This is a genomic window from Endozoicomonas montiporae CL-33 (assembly GCF_001583435.1).
GTDB lineage: Bacteria > Pseudomonadota > Gammaproteobacteria > Pseudomonadales > Endozoicomonadaceae > Endozoicomonas_A > Endozoicomonas_A montiporae.
In genome coordinates this window covers 1,143,812-1,157,310 of the sequence record NZ_CP013251.1, presented here as the reverse complement: position 1 = coordinate 1,157,310, position 13,499 = coordinate 1,143,812, and the positions used below count along the sequence as shown (strand labels likewise).

11 protein-coding genes and 1 pseudogene are annotated in these 13,499 nt (G+C 49.1%); 8 read left to right on the top strand and 4 right to left on the bottom strand.

Annotated elements, in window-relative coordinates:
* Nucleotides 1–418: 418 nt before the first annotated feature.
* Both EZMO1_RS05050 and EZMO1_RS05045 read left to right on the top strand, forming a co-directional pair.
* Nucleotides 419–1,795, top strand: a complete 1,377-nt coding sequence (locus tag EZMO1_RS05050) for an AmpG family muropeptide MFS transporter (RefSeq protein ID WP_061509272.1) — start codon at nt 419–421, stop codon at nt 1,793–1,795.
* 65 nt (nt 1,796–1,860) lie between these two features.
* A complete protein-coding gene (locus tag EZMO1_RS05045) occupies nt 1,861–2,637 on the top strand; it encodes a hypothetical protein (RefSeq protein WP_222842194.1) in 777 nt (258 codons plus the stop codon).
* A 58-nt stretch (nt 2,638–2,695) separates the two neighbouring features.
* Here the strand turns inward: EZMO1_RS05045 and EZMO1_RS05040 are convergent, their stop codons facing one another.
* Together EZMO1_RS05040 and EZMO1_RS05035 are read right to left on the bottom strand one after the other, a co-directional pair.
* Nucleotides 2,696–3,181 (bottom strand): YajQ family cyclic di-GMP-binding protein, encoded by a 486-nt coding sequence (locus EZMO1_RS05040; protein WP_034875013.1) that lies wholly within the window; start codon nt 3,179–3,181, stop codon nt 2,696–2,698.
* A gap of 103 nt (nt 3,182–3,284) precedes the next feature.
* A complete protein-coding gene (locus EZMO1_RS05035) occupies nt 3,285–3,497 on the bottom strand; it encodes a dodecin (RefSeq protein ID WP_244886729.1) in 213 nt (70 codons plus the stop codon).
* A gap of 153 nt (nt 3,498–3,650) precedes the next feature.
* On the opposite strand from EZMO1_RS05035, the gene EZMO1_RS05030 reads away from it, so the two are divergent.
* From EZMO1_RS05030 to EZMO1_RS05005, 6 genes are all read left to right on the top strand, one after another.
* Nucleotides 3,651–4,589, top strand: coding sequence for a ketopantoate reductase family protein (locus EZMO1_RS05030; RefSeq protein WP_082211942.1), 939 nt, complete (start codon nt 3,651–3,653; stop codon nt 4,587–4,589).
* A 69-nt stretch (nt 4,590–4,658) separates the two neighbouring features.
* Complete coding sequence (locus EZMO1_RS05025) at nt 4,659–6,413, top strand: HAMP domain-containing sensor histidine kinase (protein WP_051789824.1); 1,755 nt, start codon at nt 4,659–4,661, stop codon at nt 6,411–6,413.
* A gap of 52 nt (nt 6,414–6,465) precedes the next feature.
* A complete protein-coding gene (nadC, locus tag EZMO1_RS05020; RefSeq protein ID WP_034875019.1) occupies nt 6,466–7,326 on the top strand; it encodes a carboxylating nicotinate-nucleotide diphosphorylase in 861 nt (286 codons plus the stop codon).
* Nucleotides 7,327–7,411: 85 nt separating this feature from the next.
* Nucleotides 7,412–8,428, top strand: a complete 1,017-nt coding sequence (gene galE, locus EZMO1_RS05015) for a UDP-glucose 4-epimerase GalE (protein ID WP_034875021.1) — start codon at nt 7,412–7,414, stop codon at nt 8,426–8,428.
* Between the two features lie 126 nt (nt 8,429–8,554).
* Nucleotides 8,555–9,211, top strand: coding sequence for a hypothetical protein (locus EZMO1_RS05010; protein WP_034875023.1), 657 nt, complete (start codon nt 8,555–8,557; stop codon nt 9,209–9,211).
* A gap of 33 nt (nt 9,212–9,244) precedes the next feature.
* Nucleotides 9,245–10,990 (top strand): helix-hairpin-helix domain-containing protein, encoded by a 1,746-nt coding sequence (locus EZMO1_RS05005; protein WP_082211945.1) that lies wholly within the window; start codon nt 9,245–9,247, stop codon nt 10,988–10,990.
* 406 nt (nt 10,991–11,396) lie between these two features.
* Here EZMO1_RS05005 and EZMO1_RS26540 read toward each other — a convergent pair.
* Nucleotides 11,397–11,499, bottom strand: a pseudogene (locus tag EZMO1_RS26540) (pilin); the annotation flags it as partial.
* A gap of 131 nt (nt 11,500–11,630) precedes the next feature.
* A complete protein-coding gene (locus EZMO1_RS04995) occupies nt 11,631–13,496 on the bottom strand; it encodes a sulfatase-like hydrolase/transferase (RefSeq protein WP_034875027.1) in 1,866 nt (621 codons plus the stop codon).
* Nucleotides 13,497–13,499: the final 3 nt, after the last annotated feature.

The following is a 13,499-nucleotide window of genomic DNA, read 5'->3' as shown; positions in this document are numbered from 1 at the left end:
TATGCCTTTTCAGCTGGTTATTCTGCGTTGGTATAATTCCTCATCCTGAAACGCCATTTTCATCCAGACACGACAAAGGGGCAGAAGCCCCTTTATTTTTCAAAAGCAGTTTCTTTTTTAAGCAGAATACTTCAACAATAATAATTGAACCTACGGTTATTCAAAGGTGTCTATAGTTACGTTCTTTCCAAAGAATATCAATTCATGTCTAGGAGCCTGTCGGACTTACCACTGACCTACTGCGAAAAAGCCGGATTTGGCCATTTTTGACGATCCTTTTCGTTGAATAGCTCGCTATTCGCCTCAAATGATCGTCAAAACTGTCTCAAACCGGTCTTTTTCTCGCTACGGTCGGCTAAGTCCGACAGGCTCCTAGAAGATGGAATTGGTATAAAACCTCGAAACCCAGGAACGCTTTATGACAGACCTGAAAACCCTCTCCGGCAACTGGCGGCAGACGCTTACGATCTATCTGCATCGTCGGGCCATCACGCTGTTTTTCCTTGGCTTTTCAGCGGGGCTTCCCATTCTGCTGGTCTTTTCCAGCCTGTCTTTCTGGATGCGGGAAGCCGATGTCAGTCGTTCAACCATAGGTTTTTTCAGCTGGGTTGGGCTTGCCTACGGGTTTAAATGGGTCTGGTCACCACTGGTTGACCGACTGCCTCTGCCTCTACTGAGTAAGCTGCTAGGTCGCCGTCGGGCATGGCTGTTGCTGTCCCAGATATTCATTGCCGGTTCTCTTGTGGGAATGGCGGTCACTGATCCGGCTCTGGATTTGTGGACCATGGCAATGTTCGCCGTCATGGTCGCATTTGGTTCTGCGACTCAGGATATCGTGATCGACGCTTACCGTATTGAATCGGCTGATAAAGACCTTCAGGCGGCTCTGGTGGCGACTTATATGGTGGGCTATCGTCTGGCAATGATTCTTGCCACCGCAGGCGTGCTAACCATTGCGGCATGGTTCACCGTGAACGAAGGCAGTTACGACCAATATCCCTGGCAAATGGCTTACCTGATTATGGCGGGCTGCATGGCGGTCGGCATTATCACCACACTGGTCATCAACGAACCGGCAGAGCCACCCAGACAGGAGCTGGAACTAAGAGCCAAACAGTGGATGGCAAATAACGCTCACCTGCCCGGTTTTATTGTTCGCACTCTGGGTTGGGTATACGGCGCCGTCATCTGTCCGTTTCTGGACTTTCTTATTCGTTACCGCTGGCACGCGCTTCTGGTGTTGGGTTTAATCAGTACCTACCGTATCTGTGACGTGGTCATGGGCATCATGGCTAACCCGTTCTATGTGGATCTGGGGTACACCAAACAGGAAGTTGCCGCCATCACAAAAGTCTATGGCGTGATTATGACTCTGGTGGGTGCCGGTATTGGTGGCGGGCTGATGGTTCGCTTTGGTGTTATGAAAATCCTGTTCGCCGGTGGTCTGCTGGCGGCTCTGAGTAACCTGCTGTTTGCCTTTCTGGCCGGCGTCGGCCATGACCTTACCTGGCTCACCGTTGTGATCTCGCTGGATAATCTGGCAGGCGGAGTCGCCACTGCAGCCTTTATCGCTTATCTCTCAAGTCTGACTAACGTCAGTTACTCGGCGACACAGTACGCATTGTTCAGCTCGGTGATGGCATTATTCCCGAAGTTTCTGGCGGGCTTTTCAGGCGTCATGGTGGACTCGATGGGCTATCCTTCGTTTTTCACTGCTACTGCATTGATGGGCATTCCATCACTGTTGTTAATTCTGCTGGCGTGGAAGCTGAACATGACACCTGCTGAAAAATAGTTCTTCAAACACGAGAGGTAGCTGTGCTGAACTCTAAAAAAGCGAAGGCGACAATAATTGCGTTTTTGCTCTCTCTTACCCTCAGCTCTGTTTCAGAAGCTGTTCCCACTGATGATGATACCATCACACACTGGTTGGCTTTTCTGGAAACCAGCGACTGGAACCAGAACCCAAAAAGCTGCCATGCAGTGGTCATACACCCAAACTGGGCTTTAAGCACCAACGATTGTGTTCCAAAGCTTCCCCCTGAGCAGCCAGATCAGGAAATTATGCTTCGTTTCTCTGAAGGTTCAAATCATAACTATGATCAGGTCAAAGTCATCGAAGTGATTCGCCCGAGCACAGAGCATACCTCTTACCCCGTCCTGTTAAAACTGGAATCTGAACTGAAACCACCGTTCGCACCTTTGTCTTTTAAAACTCAGGCATGGTTTGATGCTCTGGAAAACCGCTACCCGTTATGGAAAGTGTTTTACATGAATAGACTGAAGCAATCAGGCCATTTTTTGTTAAGTCGCCCAAAAATCGATATTTTATTTAATCCGGTTAAAATAAAAGATCAGTCAGACTGCCATCCATTTATCAGGGGGATCGACTGGAAAATATGTTCCATTCCAGCTGATTCAAGAATGGTATTAAGTCGTGATTTCCAAAGGGGGTCGGTATTATTAGATCAGGGTTTTTCGGTCACAGGTTTAGGTTATGTACAGAATCCTGAAAATACGACAATGGGAGTTATTTACTTTACTCCCATGACTCCATTCAGAACATTTATCAATCGACATACTGGGACAAACCACCAGATTGACCGTAAATACAAAAACAGTAACTCAGAACTCTGAAGATCAGTAATGAAAAAGGGCTTTAAAAAGCCCTTTTTCATGCAGGAAAAATTATGAATCAGTCACGGAAGTTATTGTATTGCAACGGCATTTCAGTATCCGCCTCCCGCAACATAGTGATCACCTGTTGCAGATCATCACGCTTCTTGCCGGTGACACGAACCTGCTCACCCTGAATAGCAGCCTGAACCTTCAGCTTGGCGTCCTTGATCATTTTTACAATTTTTTTGGCCTGTTCTTTATCCAGCCCCTGACGTACAGTTACTTCCTGCTTAACCTGCTTGCCAGAGCCATAGTGATCCTTGGCTTCCAGACACTTGATGTCGATGCCTCGCTTAACCATTTTGGTTTTCAGCATTTCCAGCATTTGCACCAGCTGAAAATCTGCATCAGAGGTCATAACAATCTGGGTTTCACCACTTTGTTCAAAACTGGCATCAACACCACGAAAATCATAACGGGTGGTCAGTTCACGATTTGCCTGGTCTACAGCGTTGCTCAGTTCGTGCAGATCCACTTCAGAAACAATATCAAATGAAGGCATGAGGAATTCCACATTAAGAAAAATTAATGCCCCATATTGTCCGGTAACACTTAGTCAGAGGCAAGCCCCGGCAACACCGGGACTGGTTTTAACAAGCAGGCACTCATTCCTTGTCATCTAAACGAAAGCCGATACGCACTGTCACCTGAAAGTGGCCTATTTCTCCATCATTGATATGCCCCCGATGTTCTACCACTTCATACCAGTTCAGGTTTTTCACACTGACACTGGCGGTTGCGATGGCATTGCGAATCGCATCATCACTGCTCAGGGTTGAACTGCCGACCACTTCAAGAATTTTATAAACATGACTCACAGTATTCATTCCTTACGCATTACAAACGTCACGCAAGTATAGACAGGGAATGACAGCCACCCCGGTTTGAATGAACACTTTAAGACCATGTAGAAGCAGAATGTGTTAGGCTAAAGGGTCTTGCTGCCAGCTAATCATTTAATTAAGTAAACGATGTCGTCACGCACCTGGTATATTCTCGGAGCCGGAAGTATTGGTTGTCTATGGGCTGCCAATATCCATAAAGCCTTTGGAGTGCCTCCTGTTATGATTGTCCGTAACCGGGAGCATTATTTTGATAGAGAAAGCTTTGATCATAAAAGCAGTCAAAAGCCGCTGCTGACACTGACTCATCTGGATAAAACAGAATCACAACACCCTGTCCGGATCATCACGGCCGATGAAATTACCGTTCCTGTTCATCAGCTGATTGTCTGCACCAAGGCAGGCGACACACTGGCCGCTCTGCAGTCCGTCAGTCCGGTACTGGCAAGGCAATGCAACATACTGCTTCTACAGAACGGCATGGGCAGTCAGCAGCTCATTAGCGAAGCCTTTCCGGAACAGAACGTCTGGGTTGGCTCTGTCACCGACGGGGCGTGGACAAAAAAGCCGTTGCATGTTTGTCATGCCGGTCAGGGCGTTACTGCAATTGGTCGATTTAACCAGCAACCCATCACTTCATGGCTGGATCAGTTTCATCGTTTTTCCCTCACCGTCAAAGTCTGTGACAATATTGAACGGCTTTTATGGCAAAAGCTGGCAATTAACTGTGCTATTAACGGTTTAACAGCACTGTTTGATTGTCAGAACGGTCAACTGCTGGAAGCTGACAAAAAGCCACTGATGGATGAACTGATCAACGAGTTTATTCTGGTCAGTAAAGTACTGGGGCACCCTGCAACCGAATCTGTGCATCAGAAGGTATACGAGGTTTGCCGTTTAACGGCTGCCAACCGTTCCTCTACCTGCATGGATGCACGCCTGCAACGTAAAACAGAGCTGGCCTACATCAATGGTTATCTGATCAAAATGGCTACACAGCAGGGGCTTGAGTTACCTGCTCACCAGCAGCTGATGGAAAAACTCTCGCATAAAGGCATACGCTGGTAAATTTGTCACGGAAGTACAAATACGTTAGTTTGCACCTTATCACGGGCCACCAAAAATACGACAAAGCCCATGCAAACACTCTACCGCTATTTTTCAAAATTAACCGTCAGCAGCAAACTGTTGCACCTGTTAATCGGCATTGCCCTCTCTGTAGGGCTGGTTGCCAGCAGCACCTTTATGGCGTCCGCCTGGCTGATTTCAAAACACCAGTTTGATCCAACGCATGTTCTGGCAACAGCAGGCTTGATTGTTGCCGCCAGTTTGCTGTCCATCACGTTGATAACGGCTGAATACGTCCGGCATTTTATTACCAGACCCATCCTCCACCTGATTCGTATTGCAGGCAAGGTGTCAAAGCAGGAAGACTACCGTATTCGTGCCCGGGTATTTCACAAGGACGAGACAGGCACTCTGTCACAGACGTTTAATGTTATGTTGTCCCGCATTGCCACAAGAGATCAGCAACTTCAGGAAGAAAAAGAATATGAACGACAGCTGCTGACCAGAATGCAGCAAAACAACCGTGAGCTGGAACATGAAATTCTGGTGCGCCAGAAAGCCGAACGAAAGCTGAAGCAGTTTCAGGAATACCTCAACAACATTATCAACTCCATGCCTTCGGCGCTGATTACGGTTGATGATCAGCAAACCATTCAGCAATGCAACACCGAAGCGGCACGTCTTGCTGCTACAGAGCACTCAGACACGGATGGCATGAAGATTATCTGCAAGAAAGTGGTTGGCCAGACCATGACCAGAGCCTTTCCCTTTCTTGAACATTGCCAGACCCGGATAGAAACTACCTTCCGGGAGCAGAGTATCCAGAGAATAGAAAAACTTCCTGTCATTATTGATGGCAACGACAGTTATCTGGATTTAATTATCTATCCATTGTCAGGCGAAGAGTCGAGCGAAAAGTCGGGCGAAGAGCATCCGGAAGCGGTTATCCGCATTGACGACATCACCCAGCGACTCAAGCTCGAAGAAGTGATGGTACAAACAGAAAAGATGATGACTGTCGGCGGCTTGGCTGCTGGCATGGCACATGAAATCAACAATCCGCTGGGGGCTATCATACAGGGCACTCAGAATATACGACGAAGAATTTCTGTTGACCTGCCCGCAAACGAACACACCGCCCACCAGCATGATGTTGATCTGCAACAGCTGAATGCCTACCTCGAAGACCGGGGCATAAACCGTTTTCTGGACAACATTCAAAGCGCAGGTCTAAGAGCTTCGGAAATCGTCCGGAATATGCTGAAGTTCAGCCGTCACTCAGAGCCTGTTCTGTCATCCGCCAACCTGCATGAGCTCCTGAAAAAAACCGTTGATATCGCCGCCTCAGACCTGAATTGGCAGTCGGAGTTTGACTTTATGCGCATCCGGGTGGATTACGATCTCGACCCGGATCTGACCGAGGTTCCCTGCATTGCCAGCGAGTTGCAGCAGGTTTTGCTTAATTTGCTGAAGAACGCCGCACATGCCATTAACCAGCGTCAGGACAAAACCGAACTGGGCCGGATTCGTATCACAACCCGGTATGAAAACGAGCAGGTCATGATTTCACTGTCAGACAATGGCTGCGGCATGAGCGACCGTGTCAGAAAACGCATCTTTGAACCCTTTTACACCACCAAAGACATTGGCGTCGGCACAGGGTTAGGCTTGTCTGTCTCTTATTTTATAATCACCACTCACCATCAGGGCACCATGACGGTTGAATCAACGCCGGAACAGGGGAGTCGTTTTATCATTCATTTACCACCGCAACGGCAGGCATTACCCTCAACTGTCAGTAAGAACGAGGTGTCCATTGGATAATATTGCCTTATAATGCTGCGCACTTTTTTAGGAAGATCCAAAAGCGATCAAGATGAAAACGCCTGAACTGAACGACACCATAAACATCAATGTCCAGCACGCCCTGAGTGAAGACATAGGCTCCGGCGATATTACCGCCGCACTGATTCCCGAACAGCAGCAGGCCATTGCCCGTTTAATCTGTCGTGAGCAGGCTATCATCTGTGGTCGCCCATGGTTTGATGAAGTGTTCAGGCAGATCGACCCGACGGTCACCCTTGAGTGGCATATAGAAGAAGGCGAACGGGTTAAGCCTGATCAGCTGCTGGTGACCCTTAAAGGCTCTGCCCGAAGCCTGCTGACTGGCGAACGTGCCGCCATGAACTTCCTGCAAACCCTGTCCGGCACAGCCACCCGCTGCCAGCAGTATCTGGATCTGGTTAAAGGCACATCCGTTAAACTGCTGGACACCCGAAAGACCCTGCCCGGTCTGCGTCTGGCACAAAAATACGCCGTTGCCCAAGGCGGTTGCCACAACCACCGTGTGGGTCTGTTTGATGCGTTTCTGATTAAGGAAAACCATATTGCCGCCTGTGGTGGCATTCTTCAGGCCGTTGAAACCGCCAAAGCCATGGCACCCGGAAAACCCGTGGAAATAGAAGTTGAAAGCCTCGACGAGTTCCACCAGGCTCGGGATGCCGGTGCTGACCGCATTATGCTCGATAACTTTTCTCTCACCCTGCTGAAAGAAACCGTCGAGCTGAACAAAACCCTGCCGGGTCATCGCCCGGAGCTGGAAGCTTCAGGCAACGTGACTGAAACAACATTGCCGGATATTGCAGCGACCGGCGTCGATTATGTATCCATTGGTGCCCTGACCAAGCATTGTGGCGCCGTTGACCTGTCCATGCGACTGACTGAAACAGCTGACTGACTACATTTATAGACAGGGATATGTCAGAACAATGGTTGAGTACTTAATGCTTGCCATGACCACCACCTTCGGGAGTGATAAATAAATGAGCAAAATTCTGGTAACAGGCGGGGCTGGCTATATCGGCAGTCACACCTGTCTTGAGCTGCTGAACGACAACTACGACATCGTCGTGCTGGACAACCTCAGCAACAGCAGTGAAGAATCCCTGCGGCGCGTTCAGGACATCACCGGCAAAAGCCTGACCTTCGTTCAGGGCGACATCCGCGACCGCACCCTGCTGACTCAACTGTTCAGCGAACATGACTTTGAAGCCGTGATCCATTTTGCCGGACTAAAAGCCGTTGGCGAGTCCTGCGTAATTCCTCTGGATTATTACGACAACAACGTTTACGGCACCGTGGTTCTCTGCGAAGCCATGAAAGCAGCTGGCGTCAAACGCATTGTCTTCAGTTCTTCCGCCACGGTTTATGGCGATCCCGCCAGCCTGCCGATTATGGAAGACTTCCCACTGTCTGCCACCAACCCTTATGGTCGTTCGAAACTCATGGTGGAAGACATTCTGCGTGACCTGTACCTGTCAGATAACGACTGGAGCATTGCCCTGCTGCGTTATTTCAATCCGGTAGGTGCCCATCCGTCCGGTATGATTGGTGAAGACCCCAACGATATCCCCAATAACCTGATGCCTTACGTAACGCAGGTCGCTATTGGCAAGCTGGAAAAGCTGAGAGTCTTTGGTAACGATTACCCGACTCACGACGGCACCGGTGTACGTGATTACATTCATGTGGTGGATCTGTCCCTCGGACATGTCCGGGCCATTGAAAAGCTGCGCACCACCAAGGGAGCCAATGCCTGGAACCTGGGCGTAGGCAAAGGCTACAGTGTGCTGGATATGGTGGCAGCGTTTGAAAAAGCCTCCGGCAAAGACGTACCTTATATTATTGCCGAGCGTCGCTCCGGTGATATTGCCGCCTGTTACGCCAATCCGGATAAAGCCCGGAACGAGCTGGGCTGGCAGGCTGAAAAAGTACTGGAAGACATGGTCAGCGACGCCTGGCGCTGGCAGTCACAAAATCCGGATGGTTACCCTTCCTGATTAACGTCTGAAAAAGGCTTCGGTGCATTCGTCACTGAAGTCTTTCCCTTTCCACCTCATTGCTTCAATCCGCATCCTAAACTAAAAGTCATACGGCAGATTTCTACGACTGAAAGGAAGCTTTCGATGACTGACAGCATCAATGGTAATGGACCCGTCTCCGGAAACTGGCTTAAACAGACTTACAATAAAGCCAAAGAATCCCTGAAAGGCTTTTTACACTTTGGCAAAGTCAGCAAAACCTCAGGTAAAAGCCATATAAAAGTGGCTCGGTTTGATAACGCCAATAAACCCGAAACAACCCCTGTCCAGAAAAGAAAAGTTCAACACACCAGATCATCAGAACTGCCTTCAATACGAGTGCCTGACTCACCCAGCACCTCTTCGCCAGCAAAAACACTAACGCTGCCACTGTTGGAAATCGACCCCCTGCATGAAGCCATGCATGAAGCCCAGATGGAGCTGATGGACATGCAAGACCGTTGGAACACCCTGTATAGCAAAGTTGTAGAAAAAACGACTGAAAAGAAAGAACTCGGTATTCAGCTCAATGCAGCAATTAAAAAAACAGGCTTGCCCCGGGAACAGGCATTAAAGTTACCCAAACTGGCCAGAGCAAAAAACAATTTTGCCAGGGCGGTCAATGAAGGGAAAACCGCCAAACTGAATCTTGCAATGCACGACAAGATCATGGAAACCATGCAAATAGCTATTGATCGGCTTCACGCAGCCGAAAACCTGCAGGCTGAACGAGAATTAAAGCAGTTAATGGCAGGCGGATAACACAACAGCAGCCTCGGTGGAGATATCACCAAAATGCAACGATTTTCAGGACTATTGCTCATTCCATTCATGGGACAACTGGCTGCACAAGCCAGTTGCCCGAATTGGTCAGACAACGAGGCTCAGCAACAGCTCGAACAACTCAACCAGCAAATCCAGCATCATAACCAGCTCTATTTTGTGCAACAAAAACCCGTACTCTCTGACCACGAATACGATGCCCTCGCCAAACAGCTGCAGGTTTTGTCAGACTGCTTCCCAACGATTCAACTCAGCGAAGGCACGCCACAACGACTAGAACCCGACAGCAACGGCAACCGGAAAATCCAGCACGCTTTATACATGAGCAGCCTTCGCAAAGCAGAATCAGAGCAGGATATCAGCGAGTTTCTGAAACAGGTGTTCAGTGCCAGCTACCATTCCGGCGTAATGCTGCAGCCCAAAATAGACGGTATTGCCGTCGAGCTTGTTTACGAAGAGGGCAAGCTGACCACTGCCTCAACCCGTGGCGATGGCATTAAAGGCAATAATATTCTGGCAAAAGTAAAAGCTATCCCTACCATTCCCCACGAAATAAACGCTCTCTACTCAAAAATCGTTCTGCATGGCGAACTGTTTGTGCGCCTTGATCTCTGGGATAACAAGGGTAATATCAAAGATAATTACAGCAGCGCCCGACACTTTGTTGCAGGTGTTATTCATAGCAAAACACCGGAAATCAGCGCACTGGAAGTTCTGGATTTTTTCCCCTGGACATTCTGGACAGGGACACCAGCCAAATCGTTGTCCGAAAACGTCAACGAACTTTACACATTGGGCTTTCCCCTGCCCACCCAGTTTACCGAGCCGGTCACCAGCCTTGAAGACGTCATAAAGAAACGCGACCTGCTGCAAAAACAGGCCGACCGTTTGCCCTTTCTGATGGACGGCATCGTACTGAAAGTAAACAGTGCAGCCCAACAACTGGCGATGCGGACTTCAATCCAATACCCATACTGGGCACTGGCATGGAAGTTCCCACCCGAGACCGCAGTCACCAGCGTTCAGGACATCGATTTCAAGGTGGGACGAACCGGAAACATCACGCCGGTTCTGGCTCTGAAGCCCGTTGAACTCAATAAACAGAACATCACCAGTGTTTCTCTGGGTAGCCTCGACAATCTTAAAAGCAAAGACATTGCCATAGGTGATCAGGTAGCCATTGCCCTTAAAGGCTCTGCAAATCCGGTATTCAGCAAAGTTGTTTTCAGAAACCCTCAAAGAAAGCATCCAAAACAGCCTGAACCAGAGCAATACAACTCGTTCACCTGCCTGTCACTCGCTCCGGGCTGTGAAGAACAGTTTATTGCCCGAATTCTCTGGCTGGTGAGGCGGCTGGAACTGCTCGGGCTGGATGAACCCATTATTCGCAAACTGGTCAGCAACAGGCAGCTGCAAAGCCTTAAAGACGTGTTAACACTCAGCAAAGAACAACTACAGGAAGCGGGCAGTAGTCGTGAACAGGCGGGCTATTATCGGTCGGCCATTGCACTGACCGGCTCACAACCTATGGGGCAACAAATTCGGGCACTGAGTATTCCTTACATTGGCAAAGCCCGGTCGGCAAAACTGGGCAAAGCTTTTTCTGACTGGGACAGTCTGCTGCAGGCAAAAGACAAAGAGCTTCAGGCATCCGCCGGTGTGGCGGAATGGACCATTCTACCACTCAGGCAGTTTTTACAGACTCCGGAAAATCAGGCACTCATTAAAACCCTGAAACAGCTAAATCACAGGCAATAAAAAAGGCTGGATAACCAGCCTTTTTTATTGGTTTCAGGGTCAGGTCATCAAGAGCTGAACTGGGCCAGAAAAGATACGACTGAGTCATTTTGACATAAATCTGTACCATCACCTGCGCCATTACCTTGATCACAACTTAAAACCCATCTATTTCCTGTAGCGTTTGGCTTCATCAACATTGACTGGTTATCAAATGGGCCTCCGGGAGTGATTCTGAATGAAGCTTCACCATCGACACCGTCTGTAATAATCGGATTCTGGATTGAACCTGTTGGAGCAGTTTGAGCCGCTGGTACTCCTCCTTCACCAAGATCGCAGTTTGCCAGCGAGCGCGACTGCAAACAAATTGAAATAGCTGTTTTGTAAGCACTAGCTTCCTGTATGGCAGCATTCACTGTCGCATTACGGGTGTAGTTCTGATATTGCGGAATCGCCACAGCAGCCAGAATACCGATGATCGCAACAACGATCATCAATTCGATAAGGGTAAAACCCTTGTTAGCAGACATCCTTGTCTTCATGTTCTCATCCTCGATCATTGAGTATCACCAGCCAGCTGCTGTGAGCAAGTGCCTGTTGAATGTTTCGGCGTTAGTAACACGACCTTTAGTTAAGGGTAGACAGCCAGTTAGTTTTTGCATTATTCAGTCGGATTGGAGAAAAACACCTCGCCCGTATCAATATTCAAGGTGTCTCCCACTTCATGCACACCGCCGGTCACTTTTAACAAACCGTCTTTCAAAACCCCGAAAGACTTGTTCAGAATCAGGCTTCTGGTGGAATCAGGTCTAACCTGCAAACGTCCGCTGTCGGTATCAATTTCATAGAAATCAAAGGATTCATGGACAATATCCACCAGTTTGACCAATCCTTTTGCCCGATACATGGCTTCCACCGTAAAACCGGTTTCCAGATACAGCGCCCTTGACTGAAGCACAGCTTCAGAACCTTCTGCCAGAAGGTCAACGCCGTCAAATGACCGGTCGGGCCAACTGTCAGTACCGAGCAGCCCAAGCAGCGTAGGCGTAATATCTATCAGGGAGACCACTTCAGACACCTGCTTTGTCTCAATGACGGGTTGAGAGCGAAAATCCTTAACCCCCAGAACCACACGATTCTGGTTAAAACTCAGCAGGTCGGTGCCGTGCAGAGGCGCATAGTCCACATACTTCTCAGACAGCCAGGGAAACAGTGGTTTGCCGTTTTCATACGCCATGGGGAATGCTTCGCCATGGTCTGACAGAAACACCACAATACTGTTATCGAGCATGCCTTTGCGCTGCAGCCCGTCCAGCAAGCGTCCCACCTGACGATCCGCTTCCACGACGGCTTTCAGGTACTGGTCAACAATAGTGTCTTTACGTCCCACGCCACCCCAGATATAAGGCCAGTGCGGCAAACACAGATGCACTGCGGCAAACACGCTGCCCTGTGACCCCATCTCTCCCAGCTGATCAACGGTTTTATCCACAAAATAGTCCGGGTCGTACACATGGTCAGCCGCGCGGTTTAAATGCGTATAACGGAACAACCACTGACCCAGCCCTGAATTCATCACCAGGTTAGACAGGGGAAAATCGTTAATTTTCCCCAGCATAAAATCGTAAGCACCAATCTCCGGCCCGCCCAGCACATTAAAACCATAACGGTGATCGATATTACTGAAGCGTTTTTCATCGGTAATGTAAGCCGTCTGATAACCCTGCTGCTGCAAAAGGCTGGGCAATGTGTGGCTCCAGTCCATTTGCGAAACATCCTGCAGGTTAATGCGAACACCGGTGGTTTGCGGAGCATTGCCGGTTAAAATGGACACCCATGCCGGAAACGTTCGGGCCACCGGTGTCAGTGCGTTTTCAAAATAGAGGGATGATTCCGACAGGGCTTTTAATACCGGTGTTGGTGAATTTTCTGCCTCGACAAGATCCGCCCGCAACGAATCCACACCAATGATAAAAATATTGGGTTGGTCTGTTTTGGCCGCCTCCTGCTTTGTCACACTGCCCGTTGGCCACCACCACACCGCAGCCAGCAGCAACACCCAGCCCCGGCTCAGATAAATCGCAACCCCCCCAACCGCCAGCAGAAGCGCAATGGCCAGCCCGCTGTGAACAGAATGATATAAAGAGAAGAAAGAAAACTTATAAACCAGTGAGTTGGCCATAAAGGTACACAGCACCAGCACCGACCAGAACAACGCAATCACACGCTTTGGCTGATGCCGGTATACCGCGAATCGCTGCATAAAACGCCGGGCAAACCACCACGCCGCCAACGCCAACGAGAAATGCAACAGAAACTGCATCAACAGATAATGCAACAAGTCACCCTGCAGTTTGGCGCTGTCCCAGAAAGCGGCAATCATCATATCTGCATTAATAGAGCCTTTTTTGATGGCAAAGGTTTCGGAAAATATCCAGAACCGGTAACTGCCCTGCAACACCATTAACCCCAGTGTCAGCAACACCAGCAATAGCCACTCTTTTACCAGAGACCTGCTCACCCGCATGAA

Bases quoted from the DNA above. Each gene is read 5' to 3' on its own strand.
- EZMO1_RS05050 (WP_061509272.1), top strand. From the start codon at position 419: ATGACAGACCTGAAAACCCTCTCCGGCAACTGGCGGCAGACGCTTACG.
- EZMO1_RS05040 (WP_034875013.1), bottom strand. From the start codon at position 3,181: ATGCCTTCATTTGATATTGTTTCTGAAGTGGATCTGCACGAACTGAGC.
- EZMO1_RS05030 (WP_082211942.1), top strand. From the start codon at position 3,651: ATGTCGTCACGCACCTGGTATATTCTCGGAGCCGGAAGTATTGGTTGT.
- EZMO1_RS05025 (WP_051789824.1), top strand. From the start codon at position 4,659: ATGCAAACACTCTACCGCTATTTTTCAAAATTAACCGTCAGCAGCAAA.
- nadC (WP_034875019.1), top strand. From the start codon at position 6,466: ATGAAAACGCCTGAACTGAACGACACCATAAACATCAATGTCCAGCAC.
- galE (WP_034875021.1), top strand. From the start codon at position 7,412: ATGAGCAAAATTCTGGTAACAGGCGGGGCTGGCTATATCGGCAGTCAC.
- EZMO1_RS05010 (WP_034875023.1), top strand. From the start codon at position 8,555: ATGACTGACAGCATCAATGGTAATGGACCCGTCTCCGGAAACTGGCTT.
- EZMO1_RS05005 (WP_082211945.1), top strand. From the start codon at position 9,245: ATGCAACGATTTTCAGGACTATTGCTCATTCCATTCATGGGACAACTG.
- EZMO1_RS04995 (WP_034875027.1), bottom strand. From the start codon at position 13,496: ATGCGGGTGAGCAGGTCTCTGGTAAAAGAGTGGCTATTGCTGGTGTTG.